The organism is Streptomyces sp. NPDC002868, assembly GCF_055563295.1.
Window position 1 is genome coordinate 380944 of record NZ_JBVHDR010000006.1, and the last position, 25537, is coordinate 406480.

A 25537-nucleotide genomic window follows, 5' to 3' on the forward strand; every position below is an offset into this window, starting at 1 on the left:
GGGGACGCGGCATTCCCGTATGCCCGCACGTTAGAGGTAACAGGAACGAGGCACAGATGACCGACCCGGTGACGCTGGACGGCGAGGGCACGATCGGCGAGTTCGACGAGAAGCGGGCCGAGAACGCTGTACGCGAGCTCCTCATCGCGGTCGGGGAGGACCCGGACCGCGAGGGCCTGCGGGAGACGCCGACGCGTGTGGCGCGCGCGTACAGGGAGATATTCGCTGGGCTGTGGCAGCAGCCGAAGGACGTCCTGACGACGACGTTCGACCTCGGTCACGACGAGATGGTCCTGGTGAAGGACATCGAGGTCATGAGCTCCTGTGAGCATCATCTCGTGCCGTTCCACGGGGTCGCGCATGTCGGGTACATCCCGTCGTCGGACGGGAAGATCACGGGGCTGTCGAAGCTGGCCCGCCTCGTGGACGTCTTCGCGCGGCGGCCGCAGGTGCAGGAGCGGCTGACCACGCAGATAGCGGACTCGCTGATGGAGATCCTGGAGCCGCGCGGCGTGATCGTGGTCGTCGAGTGCGAGCACATGTGCATGACGATGCGGGGGGTGCGGAAGCCGGGGGCGAAGACGATTACTTCGGCGGTGCGGGGGCAATTGCGGGATTCGGCGACGCGCAACGAGGCGATGAGCCTGATCATGGCGCGCTGAGCCCTCGCCCCTTCGGGGCTGCCTCAATGGGCGGCTCCGGCGTGGGGGCGGTGCCACGGCCCCCTGGCGGAGGGGCACGCGGGGCGCGGGCGCGGACTTCCTCCCCGTCCGCCCCTTCCCGGCTGTGTCAATGTGCGGCTCCGCAGCGTGGGGGGGCATGCTCCGGCCCCTGGCGGAGGGGTACGCGGGTGCGGGCACGGACTTTCCCCCACCCCGCCCCTTCCCGGAAACTGGGGGCAGGCCCCCAGCCCCCTGCGGGGGGAGGAGGGGCGCCCCCACACCTCCGACGCTCCGGCGGCTTCGCCGCGGAGCCCAGGAAGGCGGGGCTGACGCCCTACGCCCCTGCCACGCGGCGGCTTCGCGACGCCCAGGTTTGACGGCCCCGCACCCGCGCTGCTCCGGCGGCTACGCCGCCGAGCCCAGGAAAGCAGGGCTGACGCCCCGCACCCTGCCACGCGGCAGCTTCGCGCCGCCCAGGAAGGTGGGCCCGCACCCCCGGCCGCTCCGGCGGCTTCGCTGCGGAGCCCAGGAAAGCGGGCTAGCCTCCCGGCTGCTCCGGCTGCTCCGGCTGCTCCGGCGGCTTCGCCGCGGAGCACGCGAAGGCGGGGCTGGCGTCCCCGCGTCCCGCCGGGCGGCGGCTACCGGCCCGCCCCGCGGCGGGCCGGTACCGGGTGCCTGCTGGTGGGGAGGGGCCGTGCAGGGTCGTCCCCGCAGGGGATCGGCGGCCGGACGCGGTGATCAACACGAACCCCTTCATGCCGCCGACCCCGAGGAGTCGAGCCCGGAGGGGCCCCGGAACCCGCACCCCGCCGCGCCGGGCAACCCCGCGACCCGCACCCCGGAACCCGCACCCCGCCGCGCCGGGCAACCCCGCGACCCGCACCCCGGAACCCGCACCCCGCGGCGCCGGGCAACCCCGCGACCCGCACCGCGGTCGCCGCGGCGCCGGGCAACCCCCACCGCCGCCGCACCGGCAACCCGCCACACGCGCTACGCGCGGGCCGCGCTCTCGCCCTGGTCGTCGTCCTCCGGGAGTTTGCAGACCCGCTCGAGGAAGAACGCCGCCGCGATCACGCCGATCCCCGCCAGCACCGACAAGCCCGCATAGATCGCCTGGTCCCGGCGGGCCGGGATGTCCAGGGAGCTCAGTAGGTACACGCCCGTGCCGCCGTACATGCCCGCCACCAGCGCCGCCACCAGCGCGCTCGCCTGGCCGAAGACCACCGCGCGCGCCGCCATCAGCGGCTCGACGCCCTTCGCGCCCGGGCGTCGTTCGCGCTGGGCCCGCAGGCGGGCGCGGAGCGACAGCGCGGTCGCGGTGAGGATGACGGCGATCACCGCCAGCACGATCGGCGCGGCCAGCGGCACGCTCGGCAGGGTGCCGAACGCCTCCCACAGGCGGGCGCCGCCCCAGGACAGCACCCCGGCCGCGGCGAAGAGACCGGCCAGTACACCGAGCCGTAGTTGCTTCACCGAGAGTGCCGCCCTTCACTGTCCGCCGTACGCAAGAGCCTAACGACTAGTCGGGCAGACGGAGTTCCAGGTCGGCGCGGGGAACCACGGCCGCCCGCCCGACGGCGGCCAGCAGCTGCGCCACCGGACCGTAACCCGGAATCTGCGCCTCCGGCTCGATGTCGTGCCACGGGGCGAGCACGAACGCGCGCTGGTGCGCCCGCGGGTGGGGCAGCGTGAGCGAGGGGTCGTCGGAGACCACTTCGGCGTACGCCACGATGTCGACGTCGATGGTGCGCGGACCCCAGCGCTCCTCGCGGACCCGGTCGAAGGCCTCTTCGATGGCCTGGCCGCGCTCCAGCAGGGAGGACGGCGGAAGAGTGGTCTTGATCACAACGACCGCGTTGAAGTACGAGGGCTGGCTGCCGGGCTCGACGCCCCACGGCTCCGTCTCGTACACCGGAGACACGGCCTTGACCCGCAGCCCGGGCGTGTCCTCGAGCGCGTCGATCGCGCCCTGGAGGGTCTCCAGGCGGTTGCCGAGGTTGGAGCCGAGGGCGATCACAGCCCGTTTCGGATTGGACAGGGTGACGTCCGCCGCGTCGACCTGCTCCACCACGGAGGCGGGCACCGGCTGCACGGTCGGGTCGCTCTGCGTCCCGTTGGAAAACACGGTCATACTCGGCTCCGGGTGATCGTGATGGTCACGTCGTCGAAAGGCACCGTGATCGGTGCGTCCGGCTTGTGCACGACCACCTCGACCTCTTCGACGCCGTCGTGCTTGAGGCACTGCTGGGCGATCCGCTCCGCCAGTGTCTCGATCAGGTCGACGGGCTCGCCCTCGACGACCGCGACGACCTCCTCCGCCACAATGCCGTAGTGCACGGTCTTCGCAAGGTCGTCGTCTGCCGCCGCGGGGCGGGTGTCGAGGCCGAGCACCAGGTCCACGATGAAGGTCTGGCCTTCCTCGCGCTCCCGGGGGAAAACGCCATGGTGCCCGCGGGCCTTGAGGCCGCGCAGCGCGACACGATCCACGCGAATCACTCCTGCTGTCGTTGGTCTTGCGGGCACGCGGCCACGTGCGGGCGGCCCGTGTCCACCATCGAATCTACCTGCGAGCGCTGACAGCACTCGCCCACGGGTGCTGTGGACACGGGCCCCCGCGAGGCTGGTAGCCGCCCCTACCCGGAGGCCCGGAATTCCAACCTCCATAAGGCCGCTTACCCACTTACGAGGGGGTCTCGTCGTCCTCTTCTTCGTCGCTTTCCGCCAGTACGGGTGATCCGTGATGTGACCAGATCTTCCATCCGTCGGATGTGCGACGGAACACATTGGTGGCGACGACGAGCTGTCCGACGAGGGGGCCGAGTTCGCCGCTCTCCTCGGCGGGGCCGCCGCTGAGGATGTTCTCCGTACAGGTCACCAGGGCGGTGTCACCGGCGAGACTCACCTTGACGTCGGTGAGGAAGAACTGGATGTACTCGGTGTTCGCCATGATCAGGGCGTACGAGCGGAGCACTTCGCCGCGGCCGGAGAGCACGGGCCAGCCGGGGTGGATGCACGAGATGCCCTCGTCCAGCCAGAGGCCGGAGAGCTCTTCGAAGTCACCGCGCTCCATCGCCTCGTAGAACGTGGTGTTGGCTGCTTCGACCAGCTCTACCTCGGTACGGCTCACCGGGCGGCCTCGACGGCCCGGGCGACGCGGACGGCGTCGGCCGTGGCGCGTACTTCGTGGACCCGGACGGCCCAAGCGCCCTCGTGCGCCGCGATGGCGGAGACCGCGGCGGTGGCGGCGTCCCGCTCCCTGGCGGGCGGCGGGGCGCCCTCCTTGGCCAGTACGTGGCCGAGGAACCGCTTGCGGGAGGCGGCGACGAGCACGGGGCGGCCGAGCGCCCGGAGTTCGGCGAGATGGGCGACGAGGGCGAGGTCGTGCTCGGCCTGCTTGGCGAAGCCGAGGCCGGGGTCGATGACGAGGCGCTCGGGGGCGATGCCGCCGGCGATGACGGCGTCCATGCGGTCGCGCAGCTCGGCGACTACTTCGGCGACGACGTCGGTGTAGAGGGCGCGGCTGTTCATGTCGTGGCTGAAGCCGCGCCAGTGCATGACGACGAAGGGGACGCCGGTGGCGGCGACGGCGGGGACCATGCGGGGGTCGGCGAGGCCGCCGCTGACGTCGTTGACGAGGACGGCGCCGGCGGCGACGGCCTTTTCGGCGACGGAGGCGCGCATGGTGTCGACGGAGACGGTGACGCCCTCGGCGGCGAGGCCGCGTACGACGGGGATCACGCGCCGCAGCTCCTCGTCCTCGTCGACGCGGCTGGCGCCGGGCCTGGTGGACTCGCCGCCGACGTCGACGAGATCGGCGCCCTCGGTGACGAGGTCGAGGCCGCGCTTGACGGCGGCGGTGGTGTCGAACCAGCGGCCGCCGTCGGAGAAGGAATCGGGCGTCACATTGACGACCCCCATGACCGCACAGCGACCCCACTGCGGCAGCCCGCTGGCTGTGCCTCGTCCGCGCAACGTACTCATACGCCCAGCCTAGGCCCGCGAGCGGGGCCACCAGTCACGCCGGTGGGCTCGGGCGGGGTTTGCTCCCCACCCGCCCGCCCATGAGATGCGGGGGTACGGGGTACCCCCACGCGCCCGCCGGGCGCGGCAGCTTCGCGCCGCGGGGATGGGGGCGGGCCCCTCCGGCGGCGGGATACCCCCGGCCCCGTGGGGCGCGGCGGCTTCGCGCCCCACGGCGGGGGCCACAGGGGCGGGAAGCCCGTCAGGCCGGACCGCCCCGCGGCCGGCAGCCGGGCGGGGCCGACTGTGCCGCGGCGAGCAGTCGGGCAGGACTGCCGGGGCGGACCGTGCCGCAGTCGGCAGTCGGGCCGTGCACGGCCGTGGCGGGCAGCCAGGTCGGGCCGTCCGCGCCGCTCCGGCGGCAGCTTCGCGCCGCGGGGCTGAAGGTGCCCCCCCGGGCGGGAAGCGGGCCACGGCCTGCCACCCGCGGCCCGGGGCGGCGGGGTGCCCCGGCTCGCAGTCGGGCCGGACCGTGCCGCAGTCGGCAGTCGGGCCGTGCACGGCCGTGGCGGGCAGCCAGGCCGGGCCGTCCGCGCCGCTGCGGCGGCAGCTTCGTGCCGCCGGGTTGAAGGCGTGCCCTCCGGGCGGCAAGGAACCCCCCGGCCCCCGCCGGCCCAGGCAGCCCTTCCTACGCCGCGCGGATCTCGTGTTCCGGCTGCGGCGGCGTGATGTGGGCGCACGGGCGCGGTTGGCGCGTCGGGCGGCGGCGGGGGAAGAGGCGGGGGAGCGCGACGTTCACGAAGCCCTCTGCCTGCATCGCGGCGAAGCCGATGCGCGGGAGGTCGCGGGTGTTGCGGAAGACCACGAAGCGCGGCTCCCAGCGGGGCTGGAACTTCGCGTTGAACTTGTACAGCGACTCGATCTGGAACCACCGGGACAGGAACACCAGCAGGCCGCGCCACATCCGCAGGACCGGCCCAGCGCCGATCTTCTCGCCGCGGGCGAGTGCCGAGCGGAACATCGCGAAGTTGAGCGAGACCCGCTCGATCTTCAGCGCCGGCGACGCCTGCAGCGAGGCGACGATCAGCAGTTCGTTCATGCCCGGGTCGGCCGAGCGGTCGCGCCGCATCAGTTCCAGGGACATGCCGTCCGTACCCCACGGGACGAAGTGGATGATCGCCTTCAGGTCGCCGTAGGGGGACTCCGCGTCCTCCTTGTGCGCCGTGGCGATCACCGCGTCGCCGTCCGCCGGGTCGCCTATCCGGCCCAGCGCCATCGAGAAGCCCCGCTCCGTGTCGGTGCCGCGCCAGTCCGCCGCGGCCAGCCGGATCTGCTCCAGCTCCTCGTCGGAGATGTCACGAGCGCGCCGCACCCGGGTCTCGTAGCCATTGCGCTCGATGCGCTTCACCATCTGGCGTACGTTGCGCATCGCGCGCCCGGTGAGGGAGAAATCCGCGACATCCACCACCGCCTCGTCACCGAGTTCCAGCGCGTCCAGCCCCGTCTCCCGGGTCCAGACCTCGCCGCCGGTCTCCGAACAGCCCATCACCGCCGGGGTCCAGGAGTGCCCCTTCGCCTCGTCCATGAAGCGCTCGATCGCGCCCGGCCACGCCTCGACGTCGCCTATCGGGTCACCGCTGGCGAGCATCACGCCGGAGACGACGCGGTAGCAGACCGCCGCCTTGCCGCTGGGTGAGAAGACGACGCCCTTGTCGCGGCGGAGCGCGAAGTGACCCAGCGAGTCGCGGCTGCCGTGCCTGGCCAGCAGGTCGCGCAGGCGGCGCTCGTCGTCCTCGGTGAGGCGCGCGGCCGGGTGCTCCGGCCGGAAGGCGAAGTAGATCGTGGTGACGGCGGTCAGCAGGCCGAGCGCGCCGAGGGAGTAGCCGACGGTCCAGGAGACCCTGCCGGCGTAGTCGACGGGGCCTTCGAAGCCGAAGAGCCCGTACAGGACGTGCTCCAGGCGGTCCGTCAGACTCGGGCTGCCGACCACCTTGCCCGGGTGAGCGCTGACGATGACCAGTCCAAGGCCCAGCGAACCGGCGCCCATGAGGACGAAGTTGGCGAGCGCCTTCCACCGGCTGCGTGGATCGGGCAGCGCCGCGAACTCACTCCTGTGGCGCACCAGCAGTGTCAGAAGCGCCAGCGAGAGCAGTACGCCGATGACCGAGTGCCGGTAGACGAACTGCCCCACGGCCCCGGCGGGCAGCAGAATCACCGCGGCCCGCCAGGCCCGGCGCTTGTGGCGCTTGAGCCCGTGGGCGAGCAGCAGCAGCAGTACGCCCGCGCTGAGCGAGAGCGCCGCGGCGAAAGGCCCTGTCGCCCCCGGCAGCACCTCGGCGAGGGAGTGCATGCGGCTGTGCCGGAAGCGGGGAAAGACCCCGGCGGCGATGTCGATCAGGCCGACGAGTGTGCAGGCCGTGCCGACCAGCGAAGGGACCACTTCCGGGCGGGGGCCGCGCAGCACGCGACGTACCCAACCCGGAACCAATCCTGATTTGTCCTCATCTACCGTTACAGACATCGTTTCCCGTGGCTCCGCGAGAGATCCTGTGTCCGTGAGCCGCAGAACAGTGAGCTCCGGACGATTTGCGCTCTCTAGGACGGGACTTCCGGGGGGCGGGTTCACTCATTCACAGGAAATTCTCAAGGAAGAAAGCTCACGCGACTCATGGGTCTGACCAGTAACAAAGTTCTGGCCTTGGCCATCCTCGTGGCCGTGCTGCTGTTCGCAGCCACGATCTGGCTCTGGCCGCGGCTCGCCCGCCGCGGCTGGCGCGCCGTCTCCGGGAGGATCGGGCTGCTGCTGGTGACTCAGCTCGCGCTCTTCGCCGCGGTCGGCCTCGCGGCCAACAACTCCTTCCTCTTCTACGGCTCTTGGTCCGACCTCTTCGGTCAGAAGCAGGACCTCGGCGTGGTCGTGGACCATTCGGCCGGCGGAAAGCGGATCAAGGTCGTCGAGAAGCAGAAGCTGGATGTGCCGGGCGGCTCGCGGCCCGCGACGGGCGGTCAGATTCAGAAGATCGTCATCGCGGGTGAGAAGTCGAAGATAGACAGCCCGGGGTATGTCTATCTGCCGCCGGAGTATTTCCAGGCGAAATACGCGAAGAGTACATTTCCGGCTGCTCTCGTGCTGACCGGATACCCGGGGACCGCGGAGAATCTGCTCAAGGGGCTGAAGTACCCCAGGACGGCGTATCAGCAGGCCAAGGCCGGCAAGATGCAGCCGATGATCCTGGTTATGCTGCGACCGACCGTCGCGCCGCCGCGGGACACCGAATGCGTGGACATACCGGGCGGTCCGAAGACCGAGACCTTCTTCGCCAAGGATCTGCCGAAGGCGGTCTCGGAGACCTACCGGGTCGGGACCAAGCCCCAGAACTGGGGCTTCATCGGGAATTCGACCGGCGGTTACTGCGCCCTGAAGATCGCGCTGCACCACCCGGAGCAGTTCGCGGCGAGCGCGGGCCTCTCCGCGTACTACAAGGCCGCCGACGACCCCACCACCGGTGATCTCTTCCACGGCAACAAGAAGGAGAAGAACCGGGCCAACCTGCTGTGGAGCCTTGACCACCTGCCGCAGGGGAAGTCGTCCTTCCTGGTGACCACTTCCAAGGAGGGCGAGGGAAACCTCAAGCCGACCCTGCAATTCATCGACAAGGTGAAGTCGCCCGCGCGCGTCTCGTCGATCACGCTCGACAGCGGCGGGCACAACTTCAACACCTGGCGGCGCGAGATCCCGCCGGCCCTGGAGTGGATCAGCGGCAGGCTCAGCGCTTCGTGAACTGCGCTTCGTGAACTGTGCTTCGTGAACTACGTAGCCGACTTGACCGTTTCGATCGTCTCCAGTGCGACCGCGGTACGGGGGATGTCCTGTGCGTCCGCGTCGATCGAGCGGCGCAGCGCCTCGTGCAGCCGGGCCGGTGTGAGGACACCGAGGAAGCGCCCGGTCTCCTCCTTGTCGATCACCGCGATCCAGCCCGCGTCGTGCTGGAGCATGGTGGCGAAGGCCTGCTTGAGGGAGGCGCCGACGGGCAGCCAGGCCTCCATCCGGCGGGCGTGTTCGCGCACGGAGCCGGGCTGCCGCGCCTGCTCGGCGGAGATCCAGCCGTGCAGATTGTCCTCGTTGTCCAGCACGACGGCCCAGCGGGAGCCGAGCTCACGGGGCAGCGGGTCGTCGAGATGGACGACGGGCGGCTGCTCCAGATCGCCCTCCTCGATGGGCGTGACGGACAGCCGCTTGAGGCCGCGGTCCGCGCCGACGAAGTCCGCGACGTACGGCGTCGCGGGGGCGCCGAGGACCGCGGCCGGGGCGTCGAACTGCTCGATCCGCCCCTGTCCGTAGACGGCGATACGGTCGCCGAGGCGGACGGCCTCCTCGATGTCGTGGGTGACGAAGAGCACGGTCTTCTTGACCTGGGACTGGAGCCTGAGGAACTCGTTCTGCAGATGCTCGCGCACCACCGGGTCGACCGCGCCGAACGGCTCGTCCATCAGCAGCACGGGCGGGTCGGCCGCCAGCGCCCGGGCCACGCCGACGCGCTGGCGCTGGCCGCCGGAGAGCTGCTCGGGATAGCGGTCGCCGTACGTCTTGGGGTCAAGGCCCACCAGGTCGAGGAGCTCGGCGGCGCGCTCACGGCCCTTGCCGCGCTGCCAGCCGAGGAGATGGGGGACGGTCGCGGTGTTCTCCAGGACCGTTTTGTGCGGGAAAAGGCCGACCTGTTGGATCACATAGCCGATACGGCGGCGCAGCTGGACGGGGTCGATGGCGGATATGTCGGCCCCGTCGAGGAATATCCGGCCGCTGCTCGGCTCGATCAGGCGGTTGACCATCTTCATGGTCGTGGTCTTGCCGCAGCCGGACGGTCCGACGAGCGTGACCAGTTCGCCCTCGGCGACCTCGAACGACAGGTCGTCGACCGCTGTCGTCCCGTCCGGGTACCGCTTGGTGACGTGCTCGAAACGGATCATGGTTCCCCATTGTGACGGGTGTTGTGTGAAAGCCATGTTGCTGCAATGTGGCGGCCCTCGGCGATTGTCAGTGCTCAGAGATATGGTCGCCAGGCATACATACGTTCGGCACTGCTGGGGAGGTGGGGATGGGTGAGTACGCAGTTTGTGGCGCAAAGCTGCCTGGCGGCCAATGACTGGATCTGCGGGGAGTACGTCCGCACCCGCAGCCAGGAGCTGACCGAAGCGACTGTCCAGCATGTCTGGATCACGGTGGTGTCTGTCCTGATCGGCCTTGCCGTGGCCTTTCCGCTGGCGCTGCTCGCCCGCGCCGAGCCGCGGTTCGCGGGCCCGGTGCTGGGGCTCACGACCCTGCTCTACACAATTCCGTCGCTGGCGATGTTCTCGCTGCTGCTGCCGGTCTTCGGCCTTTCTGCGGCGCTGGTGGTGACCGGCCTGGTGCTCTATTCGCTCACCATTCTCGTACGGAACATCATGGCGGGCCTCGACGCGGTGCCCGACGAGGCGCGGGAAGCCGCGCGCGGCATGGGGTACGGAGCGGGGCGGCTGCTCTGGGAGGTCGAACTGCCGCTCGCGCTGCCCGCGTTGATGGCGGGCCTGCGGATAGCGACCGTCTCGACGATCGCGCTGACGACCGTCGGCGCGCTGGTCGGCAAGGGCGGTCTGGGCAATCTCATCGACGACGGGGTGCAGACCACCTTCAAGGCGCAGGTGCTGACCGCGTCCGTGCTCTGTGTGCTGCTCGCGGCGGTGGCGGATGTGCTGCTGCTCGGACTCCAGCGGCTGCTGACGCCCTGGACCCGAATACGCACGGTGAAGCCGCCCGTGAAGCCGTCGGTGGAGCGCACGGCGAAGGTGAAGGTGACAGGCTGATGGGGGTAGTGGCCGACGCGTGGACGTGGCTGACCACCGGCTCCAACTGGTCGGGGGAGAGCGGCGCCTGGCACCGTCTTGGCGAGCATGTGTACGTCAGCGGGATCGCCCTCGCGCTGGCCTGCGCGATCGCCCTGCCGGTCGCGCTGTGGCTGGGGCATCTGGGCAGGGGCGGCGCGCTCGCGGTCAATATCTCCAACGCCGGACGGGCGATCCCCGTCTTCGCGGTCCTCGCCCTCTTCATGCTCACGCCGCTGCGCAGCGCCGGCTATGTGCCGACGATCATCGCCCTGGTGCTGTTCGCGGTCCCGCCGCTGCTGACCAACGCCTATGTCGGCATGCGCGAGGTGGACCGGGCGGTGGTGGAGGCCGCGCGGGGGATGGGGATGTCGGGCGGCCAGCTCTTCCTGCGGGTCGAACTGCCCCTCGCCTACCCGCTGCTCATGACCGGGCTGCGGTCGGCTGCCGTCCAGGTGGTGGCCACGGCCACGATCGCCTCGATGGTCGGCCAGGGCGGCCTGGGCCGGATCATCACCGCGGGATTCAACACGTACAACACCCCGCAGGTGGTGGCGGGCGCGCTCCTCGCGGCGCTGCTCGCGCTGCTCGTGGAGGGGGCGCTGGTGGCGGCCGACCGGCTGCTGAGCCCTCTTCGTAAGACCGTGTGACAACACTTGGACGGAGAACCTGATGATCAAGACCTCGCGCATCGCGGGTGCGGTACTCGGTGTGGTGGCCCTGACGGGTTCTCTCGCCGCATGCGGCGGCGACAGCCTGGAGAAGGAGAAGGGCGGCTCGGCACCGGGCGGTGGGACGGGCAAGAAGGGCGCGCTCGTCGTCGGCGCCGCGTCCTTCACTGAGTCCAAGGTGCTCGCCGAGCTGTACGCGCAGATCCTGGCCGACGCCGGATACAAGACGTCGGTCACCACGGTGAAGAACCGTGAGCTGTACGAACCCTCCCTGGAGAAGGGCGAGATCGACGTCGTACCGGAATACGCCGCGACGATCGCCGAATTCCTCAACGCGAAGGTGAACGGGCCGAAGGCGCCCGACGAGAAGCCGGTGGCGTCCGGCGACGTCGACGCCACCGTCGCCGCTCTCACCAAGCTCGCCGAGCCGCGCGGACTGAAGGTGCTGCCGGCCGGCGCCGCCGTCGACCAGAACGCCTTCGCGGTGAGCAAGGAATTCGCCGAGAAGAACAACCTCAAGACTCTTTCCGATCTTGGCAAGTCGAAGCTCAAGGTGAAGATCGCGGCGGGCGACGAGTGCGAGGTGCGGCCGTTCTGCGCGCCCGGTCTGAAGAAGACGTACGGCATTGACGTCACGGGCATCGACCCCAAGGGAGTCGGCACCCCGCAGTCCAAGCAGGCGGTCAAGGACGGCGCCGACCAACTGGTGCTGACCACGACCACCGACGCGGTGCTGGACGGCCTGGTCTTCCTGGAGGACGACAAGAAGCTTCAGAACGCCGACAACGTCCTGCCGGTGGTCAATGCGAAGGACGCGGGATCGAAGGAGATTGCCGACGTCCTCGACAAGCTCACCAAGGTGCTGACCACCGAGGATCTCGCGGAGTTGAACCGCAAGGTGGACGCCGAGCGCGCGAAGCCCGAGGACGCGGCGAAGGCATATCTCGAGTCGAAGGGCCTGCTCAAGAAGTAGTGGCGGTGCGGCCCGGCGTTCTTTCAATGAGAGATTTGCCGGGCCGAGACCCCATTCGGCGTCTACGCACGGTAAATTTCAGGCCATGCCACGTGGACGCCACCGCCATTCCCCGCCCCTTCACAGGCTGCTGCCGCCTTCGGCGGTCGCCGGAGCGTCGGTGCTGTGCGCCGCCGGCGCGTGGTTTCTGGCGGAGCCAGTCGTGCTCCGCTCGCTGGTCACTGCCGCGACGGCCGCTGCCGTGACCGGCGCGGTCCTGATGCGAAGTTGGGACCGGGCCGCCGGGCGCCGGGTCGCTGAGCTCACGCGCGCCCGCGCGAGCGACCAGTGGAAGACCGAGGAGCGCATAGCCGAACTCGAGACGGACGTCGAGGAGTCGCGCGAGCTGCGCGCCAAGCTCGACGCGAAACTGCGGGCAAAGCGGGTCGAACTGGCCGCGCTGCGCAGTGAGCACGCCGCGCTGCTGCGGCGGTACGCGACCGCCGAGACCGAGCGGGCCGGCGTGCTCGAGGACCGCCGCCAGCTCGCGCTGGAAGCGGCATCCCCGGTCAAGGCGCTGCCCCCGGCGGGGACCACGCCCACCCCGGCGACGTATCTGCGCGCCAACAAGGCACTGGACGACCTGTCGCGCAACGCCGCCGCGCAGGAGGCGAAACGTACCGTCGAGGAGGCCCGAGCCCGCGATCTGGCGGAGCGGGGCCGTGAGGCGGACGAGCCGCAGGGGAAGCACGCGGCGGTCGCCGGGGGAGAGCAGCACACCCGCCCGTCGTCCGCCGTCCCCGCTCGTCGTCCCGTCCCGGCGGCGGCAGCGATCGTTCCGTACGGTCCGCAGCGCCGTCGGCCCAAGCGCCCCGAGGGCGGCTTCGACTTCTTCGGCACGGGTGGGGACGCCGCTCCCGGCCCCGGTGCGCAAAAGGCGATAGAGGCCGTGCAGATAGAGGCCGTGCAGAACGAGGACCTCGCGGACGTGGTGGGCGAGGAGCTGGCCGCGCAGCGTACGGCGGACTCGCGCGCGGTCGGCAAGGTCATCGACCTGACCGCGCACGACGAGACGGAGCAGCTGGACGTGGCGGAGCTGCGCGACGCGGTGAGCTGACGACGGACCTGGCCGACGGACCCGGCTGACGGCCCGAGTGCTGCTTCGTCCGAGTACTACTTGTCGATGTCGCCGACAACGAAGAACAGCGAGCCCAGGATCGCCACCATGTCCGCGACCAGCGTCCCCGGCAGCAGCACCGTCAGCGCCTGGATGTTGTTGTACGACGCCGAGCGGAGCTTCAGCCGGTAAGGGGTCTTCTCGCCCTTGGAGACCAGGTAGTAGCCGTTGATCCCGAGCGGATTCTCGGTCCAGGCGTAGGTGTGGCCCTCGGGCGCCTTCAGCACCTTCGGCAGCCGCTGGTTGATCGGCCCCGGCGCGAGCTCGGCGATCCGGTCCAGGCACGCGTCCGCCAGTTCCAGCGCGTTGTGGGTCTGGCCGAGCAGCACCTCGAAGCGGGCCAGGCAGTCGCCCTCCGCCCGCGTGACGACCTTGAGGGTGTCCTGCAGCTCCCCGTACGCCAGATACGGCTCGTCGCGCCGCAGATCGAAGTCGACGCCGGACGCGCGGGCGATGGGGCCGCTCACTCCGTACGCGTGCACCGCCTGCGCCGACAGGACGCCCACGCCGCGCGTACGGCCGCGGAAGATCTCATTGCCGAGGACCAGCCGGTCGTACACGTCCATCCGCGAGCGGAGGGCGGCGACGGCTTCGCGGGCCCGGCCGAGCCAGCCCGCCGGGAGATCCTCCTTGAGGCCGCCGACACGGTTGAACATGTAGTGCATCCGGCCGCCGGAGACCTCCTCCATGACGTGCTGGAGGTCCTCTCGTTCACGGAAGGCGTGGAAGATCGGGGTGATTCCGCCCAGTTCAAGGGGGTACGACCCCAAGAACATCAGGTGGTTGAGGACGCGGTTGAGCTCGGCGAGGAGCGTACGGGTCCAGACCGCGCGTTCCGGGACCTCCATGCCGAGCATCCGCTCGACGGCCATCACGACGCCGAGCTCGTTGGAGAAGGCGGAGAGCCAGTCGTGGCGGTTGGCCAGCATCACGATCTGGCGGTAGTCGCGCGCCTCGAAGAGCTTCTCGGCGCCGCGGTGCATATAGCCGATGACCGGCTCGGCGTGCTGGATGCGCTCTCCGTCGAGGACGAGGCGGAGGCGGAGGACGCCGTGGGTGGAGGGATGCTGGGGGCCGATGTTGAGCACCATGTCGGTGCTTTCCGCCGCGCCGCCGATGCCGACCGTGGTCTCCGTCATGGCGCCAGTATCCCCCGGCCGGGGGACGGCCGGGGCTCCGCCCCCAGACCTCGGTCCTCAAGCGCCGGACGGGTTTGAACGTTGCGCCGGGCCGCCCACTCGCTGCACCAGCCAGCCGAAATCACCCAGGCCGCCCCGCGCTCTCAGTTCCGCCGCCTCGCCCGCCGAGGCCAGCGCGCGGACGTACGCCGCGGGGTCGGACGTCGCCAGCGACAGCGGGGGCCGCCTGCCCGTGATGCCCAGGCGGGCGAGCGCATCCCGCTGGGGCAGCAGCTCCGCGCCCGGCAGCGCGCACGCGTCCAGCGCCACATGGGAGGTGATGTCGCAGCTGCCGTCCGGGACGGGAGGGACCTCGCGGCCCGCCCGGAAGCCGGTCAGTGTGCCGAAGAGCGGCCGGGCGTCCCGTACGTGCGCGTAGTCGGCCGCGACCGCAAGACCGGCCTCCAGCGTCTCCACCGCCGCCGACCACGCCTCGTCGCGCGGGCGGCCGATCTCCGCCCGCGTGCCCGGCTCCGTCAGCGGCCACCAGCGGGCCAGCCAGTCCGCGTCCGCGCCGGTGACGGGGGAGCCGAGGCGTTCCGTGCCGTCCGGGCGTACGAGGACGTAGCGCGCCACCCCGTCCGGATCCACCTCGGCGACGTCAACCGGGACGTTGTCCAGCCACTCATTGGCGAAGAGGAGGCCGCTCACCCCTGCGGGGGGCTCGGCGGTCCACTCGATACGGGGGTCGAGGCCGGCGGGACGGGCGGCACGTTCGACGGCGTACGCCCGGACCGGGAAGCCGGACGGGAGCACCGCCAGCACGCCCGTGAGGAGCTCCCCGCGGCCCGCGCCGAAGTCGACAAGAGCCACCTCGTCGAGATCTGCCCCTTCCGCCGCGGTGAGGAGGAGACGCGCGACCGCCGCGGCGAAGAGGGGCGAGGCGTGCACGGACGTACGGAAGTGCCCGGCCGGTCCCTCGGGCTTCAGATAGAAGCCGTCGGGCCCGTACAGCGCGGCCTCGGTCGCTTCCCGCCAGCCGCGCCACTTACACGTCTCACCCGTTACGTCATCCATCACGCGACCAAGTCTCCACCTTGGGGAGTACGCTTCCGCCGTCCGGATCGCTCCTCCGGTTGACCCTTGCACCTATCTGCTTTCCCTACGCTGGGTTACGTGCAGCGCCTCTATGACTTCATCCGCAGACACCCGACGGGCGTCGACACCTTCTGGGCTGTCGTGCTCTTCGGGTTCTCAATGCTGTGGGTGATCACAGCTGCCCCCGTCGGGGTCGAGCCCCGGACAGCGGCTGCTGTGATCGTTCTCCTGCTGAGTCTGGTCGTGGCCCTGCGCCGCCGTATGCCGGAGAGGATGCTGGTCCTCGCCGCCGTACTGGGCGTCGCCCAGCTCACGCTGGACGTCGAGGTCAACCCGGCCGACTTTGCGATGCTGGTGATCATCTACACCGTCGCCGCGCACGACGGCTCGCGCTGGGCGTCCCGGCTGGCGCTCGTCGGCGGGCTGTCCGCGGCGCCGTTGGCGCAGGTGCGCTGGCCGATGCCGGACTCCGGCGCCGGCGGCAAGATCTTCTTCACGATCGTCATGAGCGCGACCTTCGCCCTCGCCTGGGTGCTCGGCGACTCGATACGGACCCGGCGCGCGTACTTCGCCCAGCTCGAGGAGCGCGCCACCCGGCTGGAGAAGGAGCGCGAGGCGCAGTCGAAGGTCGCGGTCGCGGCCGAGCGCGCCAGGATCGCCCGCGAGCTGCACGACGTCGTCGCGCACAACGTCTCGGTGATGGTGGTGCAGGCAGACGGCGCCGCGTACGTCATGGACGCCGCGCCCGACCAGGCCAAGCAGGCGCTGGAGACCATCTCGACCACCGGCCGCCAGGCGCTCGCGGAGATGCGCAGGCTGCTCGGCGTGCTGCGCACCGGCGACGCCAAGGAGAGCGGTGAGTACGTCCCGCAGCCCGATGTGCGGCAGATCGAGGACCTGGTCGAGCAGGTGCGCTGCGCGGGTCTGACCGTGGACTTCAAGATCGAGGGCACACCGCGGCCCCTGCCGAGCGGCGTCGAGCTCACCGCGTACCGCATCGTCCAGGAGGCGCTGACCAACTCCCGTAAGCACGGCGGTCCGGAAGTCGGCGCCAGCGTACGGCTGGTCTACTTCGACGACGGGCTCGGCCTGCTGGTGGAGGACGACGGGCGCGGCGCGGCACACGAGATGTACGAGGACGGCGGCGCCGACGGCCGGGGCCACGGGCTCATCGGCATGCGCGAGCGCGTCGGTATGGTCGGCGGAACGCTGGACGCCGGGCCGCGGCCCGGCGGCGGCTTCCGGATCAGCGCACTGCTTCCCCTCAAGCCCGCCCACTAGAGACCGAGGACCCTGCTGACATGTCCATCCGTGTGATGCTCGTCGACGATCAGGTGCTGCTTCGCACCGGATTCCGCATGGTGCTCGCAGCCCAGCCGGACATGGAGGTCGTCGCCGAGGCGGGCGACGGCGCGGAGGCGATCGAGAACCTCCGCTCCACGGCCGTGGACGTGGTGCTGATGGACGTCCGTATGCCGAGGCTGGACGGCGTCGAGGCGACCCGCCGGATCTGCGCGGAGCCGGACGCGCCGAAGGTGCTGATACTGACCACCTTCGACCTGGACGAGTACGCCTTCTCCGGGCTGAAGGCGGGCGCCAGCGGCTTCATGCTCAAGGATGTGCCGCCCGGCGAACTGCTCGGCGCGATCCGCTCGGTGCACAGCGGCGACGCGGTCGTCGCGCCGTCCACGACGCGGCGGCTGCTCGACCGGTTCGCACCGTTGCTGCCGAGCAGCGGCAAGGAGCCGCGGCACAAGGAGGTCGAGAAGCTCACCGAGCGGGAGCGCGAGGTGATGCTGCTGGTCGCGCAGGGCCTGTCGAACGGCGAGATCGCGGGCCGTCTGGTGCTCTCGGAAGCCACGGTCAAGACGCATGTGGGCCGCATCCTCACCAAGCTGGGGCTGCGGGACCGGGTGCAGGTGGTTGTGCTGGCGTACGAGACGGGACTGGTGCGGGCGGGCGGGGCCGGCTGATCAGTCTTCCCGAAGGACGAAGTCCAGTCGGTCTTCCCGGAGGACGAGGTCCAGCAGCCCGGGGAAGCGCGCGTCGAACTCCGTACGCCGCAGCCGGTTGACCCGCTTCGGCCCTATGTCGCGCTGCTCGACGAGTCCGGCGGCACGCAGCACCGAGAAGTGGTGGCTGATGGCCGCCTTCCGTACGGGCACGTCGAAGGATCCGCAGCTGCGCGTCCAGTCCTCGGAGACGCCCAGTTCGCGGACGAGCTGCATGCGTACGGGGTCGGCAAGGGCGTCGAGCGCGGTCAGGAGCGGGACGTCGGCGGGGTGTGTGTGCTCGGGCGCGGGCCGGTGGCTGCTCATGTCGCGCGTAGTCCTCCTTGCTGAGTGTTCGATGGTGGTCATACACTCCGAGTGTTCGCTCTCCATTGAACACCCTATGCTTTCAAGACGGAGGAGTTCGGCATGCGCGCGATCCAGGCGACGGAGTACGGCGGCCCCGAGGTGCTGCGGCTGGTCGAGACGGATGCGCCGGAACCCGGGCCCGGCGAGGTGGCGATCGATGTCGCGTACGCCGGGGTGAACTTCGCGGAGATCAAGGCCAGGCGCAGCGGCTATGGGGCATCAAGTCTCCCCTTGCGTCCGGGACTTGAGGTCGCGGGCCGCGTCCGGGCGCTCGGTGCGGGCGTCACGGAGCCGACCATCGGCCAGGAGGTCGCCGCGTTCACGACCCGGGGCGGCTATGCCGAGGTCGCGCTCGCCCCCGCCGCCACGGTCTTCCCCATTCCGGCCGGGCTCGCGCTGCGCACCGCCGCCACGCTGCCGACCGTGCTGCCCACCGCGCACGCCCTGGTCCATGAGGTGGGGCGGCTGCGTGCGGGCGAGAGCGTGCTGGTGCGGGGCGCGGCGGGCGGAGTCGGCACGGTGGTGGGCCAGTTGGCGAAGCGGGTGAGCAAGGGCGCGGTCTACGGAGTGTTGTCGTCCGCCGCCAAGGCCGACTTCGCTCTCGAGCACGGCTACGACCAGGTCTTCGTCGGCGACGACTGGGCGCGGCAGCTGGCAGATGTCACCGGCGGGCGCGGGGTCGACCTGCTGCTCGACCCGATCGGCGGCGAGCAGCTGCGACAGAGCCTGGACTCGCTCGCGCCGTTCGGCCGGGCGGTGTCCTTCGGCAATTCAGGCGACGAGGTGCCTTGGCAGTTCGGCGCGGCCGAACTCGGGCCCGGTGCACGGTCGGTGGCTTTCTTCTCGATCCTGACGCTGGCGGCGACGGCGCCGGACGCGCTGCGCGCGCTGTCGGAGCGAGCGTTCCGGCTGGTCGCCGACGGGGAGGTGGAGCTTCCCGTGACCGCCGAACTGCCGCTCGCCGATGCGGCGGAGGCACACCGGCTGATCGAGAGCCGTACGACGACGGGCAAGCTGCTGCTCCGCGTCCAGGGTTAACGCAGCACGGTCTCCAGAAAATCACTCCCCAGCCGGGCGACGGCGGTGACGTCGAGCTGGTGCAGTACGTACCGGCCGCGCCGCCGCGTGGAGATCAGCCCGGCCTTCTTCAGCACGGCGAGATGGCGAGAGACCTCGGGCGCGGTGATCCCGTACGCGTCCGCCAGCTCGCTCGTCGTAAACGGGGCACGGGCGAGGTTGCGGCACAGGCGCATGCGCATGGGGTGGGCCAGCGCCTCCATCCGCAGCTTCAGCAGCTCGACGGGGGCGGGGCCCGGCAGTTCGGGCGAGCCGACCGGGTAGTGGATCACCGGCCGCCAGCCAGGCGCGTGCAGCACCATCAGGTGCGGCCAGCCGAAGCTGGACGGGACGAGCGAGAGCCCGGCGCCGACGGCGGGGTCGACGGCGGTGGTACGTCCGTCCGCGAGCTTGTCGGCGCTGATACGGGTGCGGTCCTCGTCGACCGCGAGCGCGGGCGAGACGGCGTGCAGCGCCTCGGCGAGGCCTTTGTGGCGCAGCAGCTCGCTCTTGTGGCGGGCGTCGGCGGCGAGTTGGGTGGAGACGCGGCGCCAGGTGTCGGCGAAGAAGGCATGGTCGCAGTCCTCGAACAGACGGCGTACCCAGGCGCGTACGGAAGCGGGGTCGTCCAGCAGCCGACGGGTGAAGTCGAGCTGCTTGGGGCCGCGGGTGGCGGCGAGTTCGAGGGCGCGCTCGCGGCGGACGGGTCCTCCCATGTCGTACGCACTGGAGCAGGTGAACTCCAGCGCGGCGGAGACGAACCGCTTCTCGTCCAGCCGGTCGAGCTGGTCCAGCTCTTCGGCGAGGGTGGTGCCGGTGCGTGCGCCGCCGCCGCCGATCGGGAGGCCCGCGAACGGCATGAAGACGTCCGAGAACGTCGACCGCCACAGAAAGTCGGCCTCGTGCAGCCGGTCGGCGAGGTCGGGCTTGAGCCCGGCGGCGGTGGCGGTGGCCCAGCCGTGCAGCCCGGGATGGTGCCCGGGCTCGGCGAGCGCGTGCAGCGCTACGCCCAGCTCGGCGAGCGGGGATATCTCGAAGACGATGCGTTCGGGGGCCAGGCCCGCGATGTCGATGGTCACGCTCACGCCTCCATGGTGCGGGTAAGGGGGGCGGGGCTCGCGCCATTTGACGGGGCTCGTCAATCGGCGGGACGGGGGGTGGGGGGCGGGCGCAACGTGAAGGCATGAACGCCATGCATCAGTACATGCTCGACAATTACCGCGCATCCCGGCTCGGCGGCCAGGCTCCGCCGCAGCCGGGCCTGCACGACTGGCAGGTGGTACGGGAGATCCGCGACTACCGCCGCTTCCAGGCGGTCGTGACGGGCTGCCGCCCCCACGGCCGCGTCCGCGAAGCGCTGACACGCCGGCTCCACCGCCGCCCACGAAGGCCGGCCGCCTGCCGCTGAGGGGCCTGGGCCGCGGGCGGGGGGTTTGCCACGCCCGTCCGCGCACCGGTGGGTCCCCCCGCGCCGCGAAGCCGGCGCTCTCGGGGGTGTGGGGGCGTCAGCCCCCACGTTCCCCTCCCCCCAGGGGGCTGGGGAGCATCCCCAGTCTCGGGAAGGGGCGGGGTGGGGGAGCTACCCCACCCGCCGCACAAACTCCGCCACCGCCTTCTTCACGTCCTCCCCCGTCCACTCCAGCCCCTCCGCCCCCACCGTCACCTCCGTGGCCGCGATCCCCGGCGGGCAGCCCTCCGTGAACCACCTGCGGAACAGCGTCACCCCCGTCTCCTCCGACTGGCCCAGCGCCGCCGCGTTCAGCGCATCCGCCTCCGACGCCAGCCAGACCTGGAACTGGTGCGTGTGCGGCTCTTCCGGGTGGATGCGGAACCACGGGACGCCCGCCTCCGCGAAGCCCTCCCGCAGCGCCGCCGCCACGACCTTCGCGTGGGCGACGTACGACGGGAGCCGTGGCAGCTCCCGTTCCAGGCCCAGCAGCGCCGACAGGGCCGCGGGGTACTGCTGGAAGATCTGGCCGCCGTAGCGGTGGCGCCAGGCAACGGCCTCGTCGACCAGCTCCGGCGGGCCCGCCAGCACCGCGCCCGAAATCGCGTCCAGGGACTTGTAGAAGGACACGTACACGCTGTCCGCCAGCGACGCGATCTCGTCCAGCGCGCGGCCGAAGTGCGGGGCGCACTCCCACAGGCGCGCGCCGTCGAAGTGCACCACTGCATCGCGTGAGCGCGCCGCCTCCACGACCGCCACCAGCTCGTCCCATGTCGGCAGGACGAAACCCGCGTCCCGCAGCGGCAGTTCCAGCATCAGCGCCCCGAAGGGCTCGTCGAAGTCGTGTACCTCGTCGGCCGTCGGCAGCCGCGGCGCGCTCGTCGGGTGGACCGTACGCAGCCCGCTCACCGCCCCGAACGCACCCCGCTCGTGCAGCTCAGGATGCGCCATCGGATGCAGCGCGACCGTCGCGTTCCCGGTACGCCCCGTCCAGCACCGCAGCGCCACCTGCTGCGCCATCGTCCCAGTTGGGAAGAACGCCGCGGCCGGGAAGCCGAGCAGCTGCGCCACCCGCCGCTCCAGTTCGGCTACGACCCCGTTGCCGTACACATCGGTCCACTCGTCGAGGTCGTAGACCGCCCCCGCGTCCACCGCAAGCGCCGTCAGCCGCTCCCCGACGCGGCGGTCCGCCGAGGCCCGCCACAGCACCCGGTGCGAGGCCCGCCACGCGGCGAGCCTGCGCCGCCGCTCGTCCTGCTCGCCCACTTCAGCCTCTTCAGCTTCAGCCATGCCCCCGATCATCGCCCACGCCACTGCCCGCGTCCTCGCCCACAGCCTGTGGACAACCGCAAGGGTGCGAGTGGCGCTGGCGTAGCATGACGAGAAATCGTCCGGTACCCCCCGCGGACTGGAACGGAAGGCCCCCGCCGCGTGAATGCCACAGCACCACAGGAACCGCTCGACCCGCGGGACCGTCCCGCACGCCTGACCGTCGGCGTCGTCGGAGCCGGCCGCGTCGGCCCGGCCCTCGCGGCGTCGCTTCAGCTGGCGGGACACCGGCCGGTCGCCGTCTCCGGCGTCTCGGACGCGTCCGTACGACGGGCGGCCGTGCTGCTCCCCGACGTACCCCTGGTGACCCCCGCAGAGGTCCTCGCCCGCGCCGAACTGGTGCTGCTGACCGTCCCGGACGACGCGCTGCCTGCGCTGGTCGACGGACTCGTGGAGACCGGTGCGGTACGCCCCGGTCAGCTGCTTGTGCACACCTCCGGGCGGTACGGCGCGAAGGTGCTGGACCCCGCCATGCGGGCCGGCGGGCTGCCGCTCGCGCTGCACCCGGTGATGACGTTCACGGGGACGAGCGTGGATGTCCAGCGGCTGGCGGGCTGCTCGTTCGGAGTGACGGCCCCCGAGGAACTGCGGCTGGCCGCCGAGGCGCTGGTCATCGAGATGGGCGGCGAGCCCGAGTGGATCGAGGAGGAGGCCCGCCCGCTCTACCACGCGGCTCTCGCCCTCGGCGCGAACTACCTGGTCACGCTGGTCGCGCAGGCGATGGAGCTGCTGCGTACGGCGGGGGTCGCCGCCCCTGACCGGATGCTCGGCCCGCTGCTCGGCGCGGCCCTCGACAACGCTCTGCGCTCCGGCGACACGGCCCTCACAGGACCCGTCGCCCGCGGCGATGCCGGCACCGTCGCCGCCCACGTCGCGGAGCTGCGCAGGCACGCCCCCGGCATGGTCGCCGGTTATCTGGCGATGGCCCGCACCACCGCCGACCGGGCTCTCGCGCACGGCATGCTCAAACCGGAGATGGCGGAGGATCTGCTGGGCGTCCTCGCGGACGGTGACCCCCGATGAGCCGCAGTTTCGAACTCGTACCGACGCGCGAGGCGCTTCAGTACGCACTCGACCACCGCGCCGCCCCCGGCCGCACCGCCGTCGTGATGACCATGGGCGCGCTCCACGAGGGTCATGCCTCCCTGATCCGCGCCGCCCGCGCGGAGGTCGGGCCCGAGGGCTTTGTGACGGTCACGGTCTTCGTCAACCCGCTGCAGTTCGGCGCGGGCGAGGACCTGGACCGTTATCCCCGTACCCTCGAAGCCGATCTCAAGACGGCCGAACAGGCGGGCGCGGACGTGGTGTTCGCACCGTCCGCCGACGAGGTCTACCCCGGCGGCGAGCCGCAGGTCAGGATCGCCGCGGGCCCGATGGCCGAGCGCCTTGAAGGGGCTTCGCGCCCCGGCCACTTCGACGGCATGCTCACCGTCGTCGCCAAGCTCCTCCACCTCACGCGCCCCGATGTCGCTCTCTTCGGCCAGAAGGACGCGCAGCAGCTCGCCCTGATCCGCCGTATGGTCCGCGATCTGAACTTCCCGGTCGAGATCGTCGGCGTGCCGACCGTCCGCGAGAGCGACGGCCTCGCGCTGTCCAGCCGCAATCGCTACCTGTCGGCGGCGGAGCGGCGCACCGCGCTCGCCCTGTCCAGCGCGCTGTTCGCGGCTCACGACCGGCTCGCCGCCCAGCAGGCGCTGCACGCCCGCGCCGAGGCCACCCCCGGCACGCACGCCCGCGCCGCCGCGCTCTCCGCGATCGGCGAGGCGCGCGCCGCTGCCGACGCCCACGCGGTGGCCCAGGCGGGACCGGGCGGCGCCGACGGCGTACGGGCCGCGGCCCGCGCCGTCCTCGACGAGGCGGCGCAGGCCGTGCCGCGCCTCGTCCTCGACTATCTGGCCCTGGTCGACCCGGCCACCTTCGCCGAGGTCCCCGACGACCACACCGGCGAGGCGATCCTTGCGGTGGCCGCGAAGGTCGGCGCGACGCGCCTGATCGACAACATCCCCCTGACCTTCGGGCCCCCGGTCTTCGAACCGCCGCTCCTCGAATCTCAGCCTGTCGAATCTCCGCTCGTCGAATCGCCGACGCCCGACTCCCCGACGCCCGACCATCCCCCGACCCTCGACCCCCCGACCTTCGGAGCCGCCAAGTGACCGGAATACGGCTGACCGCCCCCGCTCCCGGCTGGGCCATCGACGCCGACGTCGTCGTGGTCGGCTCCGGCGTCGCAGGCCTCACCGCCGCGCTGCGCTGCGCGGCCACCGGGCTGAGCACGGTCGTGGTCACCAAAGCCCGTCTGGACGACGGCTCCACGCGCTGGGCGCAGGGCGGCATCGCCGCGGCGCTCGGCGACGGCGACACCCCCGAGCAGCACCTGGACGACACCCTCGTCGCGGGCGCGGGCCTGTGCGACGAGGAGGCGGTACGCACCCTGGTCACCGAGGGCCCCGACGCCGTACGCCGGCTGATCGCCACCGGCGCGCACTTCGACACCTCCGAAGCCGGGGAGATCGAACTCACCCGCGAGGGCGGCCACCACCGCCGCCGTATCGCGCACGCGGGCGGCGACGCGACGGGCGCCGAGATCTCCCGCGCCCTGGTCGAGGCGGTCCGCGAGGCCGGTCTGCGCACCATTGAGAACGCCCTGGTCCTGGACCTGCTGACGGACGCCGAAGGCCGTACGGCAGGCATCACCCTCCATGTCATGGGCGAGGGCCAGCACGACGGCGTCGGCGCGGTCCACGCCCCCACCGTGGTGCTCGCCACCGGCGGCATGGGCCAGGTCTTCTCCGCCACCACCAACCCCGCCGTCTCCACCGGCGACGGCGTCGCGCTCGCGCTGCGCGCCGGAGCGGAGGTCTCCGACCTCGAATTCGTGCAGTTCCACCCGACGGTGCTCTTCCTCGGCGCGGACTCGGAGGGCCAGCAGCCGCTGGTCTCCGAGGCGGTACGAGGAGAAGGCGCCCATCTCGTGGACGCATCCGGCACCCGCTTCATGCTCGGACAGCACGAGCTGGCCGAGCTCGCCCCCCGCGACATCGTCGCCAAGGGCATCATGCGCCGCATGCAGGAACAGGGCGCGGCGCACATGTATCTGGACGCCCGCCACTTCGGCGCCGAGATGTGGGAGCAGCGCTTCCCCACGATCCTGGCGGCCTGCCGCGCCCACGGCATCGACCCGGTCACCGAGCCCGTCCCCGTCGCCCCGGCCGCCCACTACGCCTCCGGCGGCGTCCGCACGGACCTGCACGGCCGCACGACCGTGCCCGGGCTCTACGCCTGTGGCGAGGTGGCCTGCACGGGCGTCCACGGCGCGAACCGGCTGGCCTCCAACTCCCTTCTGGAGGGCCTGGTCTTCGCGGAGCGCATAGCCGCGGACATCGCCTCCCGCGCCCCGCTCCGGGCCGGTGCGGCCGCCGAGCCCGCCACCCCGTCCGTACTGCCGCTCATCGCCCTCGAGGCGCGCGCCGACATCCAGCGGATCATGTCGCAGGGCGCCGGTGTGCTCCGCTCGGCCACTAGCCTGGCCGACGCGGCGGCCGCGCTGGACGCGGTCCACCGCAACGCCGTGAATGACCAGGAGGGTTCGGGCAAGTCGGCCGAGCCCGGCGTCGAGTCGTGGGAGACGTCGAACCTCCTGTGTGTGGCCCGCGTGCTGACCACCGCGGCCCTTGAGCGCGAGGAGACCCGTGGCTGCCACTGGCGCGAGGACCGCCCCGAGCGCGACGACGCCGACTGGCGCCGCCATCTCGTCGTACGTCTCGCTCCCGACCGGAGCCTCGTCGTCCGCCGCACCGAGAACACCGCTTTCGCCCCGACCGTCCTCGACGCCCCCAGGGAGCCGTAAC

The 25537-nt window shown here is 71.5% G+C and carries 25 protein-coding genes; 13 read left to right on the forward strand and 12 right to left on the reverse strand.

Features of this window, described 5'->3' with window-relative positions; genetic code table 11:
• The first annotated feature begins 56 nt into the window (after window positions 1-56).
• Window positions 57-662 carry a GTP cyclohydrolase I FolE gene (gene folE, locus ACZ3H8_RS21035; RefSeq protein ID WP_467403952.1) on the forward strand — a complete coding sequence of 202 codons (606 nt, stop codon included), beginning with the start codon at window positions 57-59 and terminating at the stop codon, window positions 660-662.
• Between the two features lie 990 nt (window positions 663-1652).
• Here folE and ACZ3H8_RS21040 read toward each other — a convergent pair.
• The 6 genes from ACZ3H8_RS21040 to ACZ3H8_RS21065 all read right to left on the reverse strand — a co-directional run bounded on the left by ACZ3H8_RS21040 (window position 1653) and on the right by ACZ3H8_RS21065 (window position 7143).
• On the reverse strand, window positions 1653-2135 hold the full coding sequence (locus ACZ3H8_RS21040) for a DUF3180 domain-containing protein (protein ID WP_467403953.1): 483 nt from the start codon (window positions 2133-2135) through the stop codon (window positions 1653-1655).
• 46 nt (window positions 2136-2181) lie between these two features.
• A complete protein-coding gene (folK, locus tag ACZ3H8_RS21045) occupies window positions 2182-2793 on the reverse strand; it encodes a 2-amino-4-hydroxy-6-hydroxymethyldihydropteridine diphosphokinase (protein WP_467403955.1) in 612 nt (203 codons plus the stop codon).
• A complete protein-coding gene (gene folB, locus ACZ3H8_RS21050) occupies window positions 2790-3149 on the reverse strand; it encodes a dihydroneopterin aldolase (protein ID WP_307661902.1) in 360 nt (119 codons plus the stop codon). The genes folK and folB overlap by 4 nt, the downstream gene beginning before the upstream one ends.
• Window positions 3150-3342: 193 nt before the next feature.
• Window positions 3343-3789, reverse strand: coding sequence for a nuclear transport factor 2 family protein (locus tag ACZ3H8_RS21055; protein WP_467403958.1), 447 nt, complete (start codon window positions 3787-3789; stop codon window positions 3343-3345).
• Window positions 3786-4643, reverse strand: a complete 858-nt coding sequence (gene folP / locus ACZ3H8_RS21060; protein ID WP_467403961.1) for a dihydropteroate synthase — start codon at window positions 4641-4643, stop codon at window positions 3786-3788. The genes ACZ3H8_RS21055 and folP overlap by 4 nt, the downstream gene beginning before the upstream one ends.
• 667 nt (window positions 4644-5310) lie before the next feature.
• Window positions 5311-7143, reverse strand: coding sequence for a phosphatidylglycerol lysyltransferase domain-containing protein (locus ACZ3H8_RS21065; RefSeq protein ID WP_467403964.1), 1833 nt, complete (start codon window positions 7141-7143; stop codon window positions 5311-5313).
• Between the two features lie 147 nt (window positions 7144-7290).
• On the opposite strand from ACZ3H8_RS21065, the gene ACZ3H8_RS21070 reads away from it, so the two are divergent.
• On the forward strand, window positions 7291-8403 hold the full coding sequence (locus ACZ3H8_RS21070; RefSeq protein ID WP_467403965.1) for an alpha/beta hydrolase: 1113 nt from the start codon (window positions 7291-7293) through the stop codon (window positions 8401-8403).
• A 29-nt stretch (window positions 8404-8432) separates the two neighbouring features.
• Here the strand turns inward: ACZ3H8_RS21070 and ACZ3H8_RS21075 are convergent, their stop codons facing one another.
• Window positions 8433-9590, reverse strand: coding sequence for an ABC transporter ATP-binding protein (locus ACZ3H8_RS21075; RefSeq protein ID WP_467403967.1), 1158 nt, complete (start codon window positions 9588-9590; stop codon window positions 8433-8435).
• 132 nt (window positions 9591-9722) lie between these two features.
• Here ACZ3H8_RS21075 and ACZ3H8_RS21080 point away from each other — a divergent pair, with 132 nt between their 5' ends.
• The 4 genes from ACZ3H8_RS21080 (at window position 9723) to ACZ3H8_RS21095 (ending at window position 13221) form a co-directional block, all read left to right on the forward strand.
• The gene (locus tag ACZ3H8_RS21080) at window positions 9723-10463 is read left to right on the forward strand and encodes an ABC transporter permease (protein ID WP_467403969.1); all 741 of its coding nucleotides are present in this window, start codon (window positions 9723-9725) and stop codon (window positions 10461-10463) included.
• A complete protein-coding gene (locus ACZ3H8_RS21085) occupies window positions 10463-11131 on the forward strand; it encodes an ABC transporter permease (protein ID WP_307661895.1) in 669 nt (222 codons plus the stop codon). Before ACZ3H8_RS21080 ends, ACZ3H8_RS21085 begins: the two co-directional genes overlap by 1 nt.
• 22 nt (window positions 11132-11153) lie before the next feature.
• On the forward strand, window positions 11154-12125 hold the full coding sequence (locus ACZ3H8_RS21090; RefSeq protein WP_467403971.1) for an ABC transporter substrate-binding protein: 972 nt from the start codon (window positions 11154-11156) through the stop codon (window positions 12123-12125).
• 85 nt (window positions 12126-12210) lie between these two features.
• Window positions 12211-13221, forward strand: coding sequence for a hypothetical protein (locus ACZ3H8_RS21095; protein ID WP_467403974.1), 1011 nt, complete (start codon window positions 12211-12213; stop codon window positions 13219-13221).
• A gap of 56 nt (window positions 13222-13277) precedes the next feature.
• Here ACZ3H8_RS21095 and ACZ3H8_RS21100 read toward each other — a convergent pair whose 3' ends face one another.
• A complete protein-coding gene (locus ACZ3H8_RS21100) occupies window positions 13278-14420 on the reverse strand; it encodes an NADH-quinone oxidoreductase subunit D (protein ID WP_467403975.1) in 1143 nt (380 codons plus the stop codon).
• A 57-nt stretch (window positions 14421-14477) separates the two neighbouring features.
• Window positions 14478-15476 carry an SAM-dependent methyltransferase gene (locus ACZ3H8_RS21105; RefSeq protein WP_467404095.1) on the reverse strand — a complete coding sequence of 333 codons (999 nt, stop codon included), beginning with the start codon at window positions 15474-15476 and terminating at the stop codon, window positions 14478-14480.
• Window positions 15477-15575: 99 nt separating this feature from the next.
• Between ACZ3H8_RS21105 and ACZ3H8_RS21110 the strand changes: the two genes are divergently transcribed.
• Both ACZ3H8_RS21110 and ACZ3H8_RS21115 read left to right on the forward strand, forming a co-directional pair.
• Window positions 15576-16778 (forward strand): sensor histidine kinase, encoded by a 1203-nt coding sequence (locus tag ACZ3H8_RS21110; RefSeq protein ID WP_467403976.1) that lies wholly within the window; start codon window positions 15576-15578, stop codon window positions 16776-16778.
• 20 nt (window positions 16779-16798) lie between these two features.
• Window positions 16799-17470: a response regulator gene (locus tag ACZ3H8_RS21115; protein WP_398992980.1), complete on the forward strand. Its 672-nt coding sequence runs from the start codon at window positions 16799-16801 to the stop codon at window positions 17468-17470.
• Here ACZ3H8_RS21115 and ACZ3H8_RS21120 read toward each other — a convergent pair whose 3' ends face one another.
• Window positions 17471-17815 (reverse strand): ArsR/SmtB family transcription factor, encoded by a 345-nt coding sequence (locus tag ACZ3H8_RS21120; RefSeq protein ID WP_467403980.1) that lies wholly within the window; start codon window positions 17813-17815, stop codon window positions 17471-17473.
• A 102-nt stretch (window positions 17816-17917) separates the two neighbouring features.
• Here ACZ3H8_RS21120 and ACZ3H8_RS21125 point away from each other — a divergent pair, with 102 nt between their 5' ends.
• On the forward strand, window positions 17918-18895 hold the full coding sequence (locus tag ACZ3H8_RS21125; RefSeq protein WP_467403982.1) for a quinone oxidoreductase family protein: 978 nt from the start codon (window positions 17918-17920) through the stop codon (window positions 18893-18895).
• On the opposite strand, the gene ACZ3H8_RS21130 is transcribed toward ACZ3H8_RS21125, so the two are convergent.
• A complete protein-coding gene (locus tag ACZ3H8_RS21130; protein ID WP_467403984.1) occupies window positions 18892-19998 on the reverse strand; it encodes a DUF5937 family protein in 1107 nt (368 codons plus the stop codon). The genes ACZ3H8_RS21125 and ACZ3H8_RS21130 overlap by 4 nt on opposite strands.
• A 98-nt stretch (window positions 19999-20096) precedes the next feature.
• Between ACZ3H8_RS21130 and ACZ3H8_RS21135 the strand changes: the two genes are divergently transcribed.
• On the forward strand, window positions 20097-20321 hold the full coding sequence (locus ACZ3H8_RS21135; RefSeq protein WP_467403985.1) for a hypothetical protein: 225 nt from the start codon (window positions 20097-20099) through the stop codon (window positions 20319-20321).
• Window positions 20322-20492: 171 nt separating this feature from the next.
• On the opposite strand, the gene ACZ3H8_RS21140 is transcribed toward ACZ3H8_RS21135, so the two are convergent.
• Complete coding sequence (locus tag ACZ3H8_RS21140) at window positions 20493-21650, reverse strand: threonine aldolase family protein (protein ID WP_467403987.1); 1158 nt, start codon at window positions 21648-21650, stop codon at window positions 20493-20495.
• 141 nt (window positions 21651-21791) lie between these two features.
• Here ACZ3H8_RS21140 and ACZ3H8_RS21145 point away from each other — a divergent pair, with 141 nt between their 5' ends.
• The 3 genes from ACZ3H8_RS21145 to ACZ3H8_RS21155 are packed head-to-tail and all read left to right on the forward strand — an operon-like array spanning window position 21792 to window position 25536.
• On the forward strand, window positions 21792-22712 hold the full coding sequence (locus ACZ3H8_RS21145; protein WP_467403990.1) for a Rossmann-like and DUF2520 domain-containing protein: 921 nt from the start codon (window positions 21792-21794) through the stop codon (window positions 22710-22712).
• Window positions 22709-23842, forward strand: a complete 1134-nt coding sequence (panC, locus tag ACZ3H8_RS21150; protein WP_467403992.1) for a pantoate--beta-alanine ligase — start codon at window positions 22709-22711, stop codon at window positions 23840-23842. The genes ACZ3H8_RS21145 and panC overlap by 4 nt, the downstream gene beginning before the upstream one ends.
• Complete coding sequence (locus ACZ3H8_RS21155; RefSeq protein ID WP_467403995.1) at window positions 23839-25536, forward strand: L-aspartate oxidase; 1698 nt, start codon at window positions 23839-23841, stop codon at window positions 25534-25536. Before panC ends, ACZ3H8_RS21155 begins: the two co-directional genes overlap by 4 nt.
• The last annotated feature ends 1 nt before the right edge of the window (window position 25537 follow it).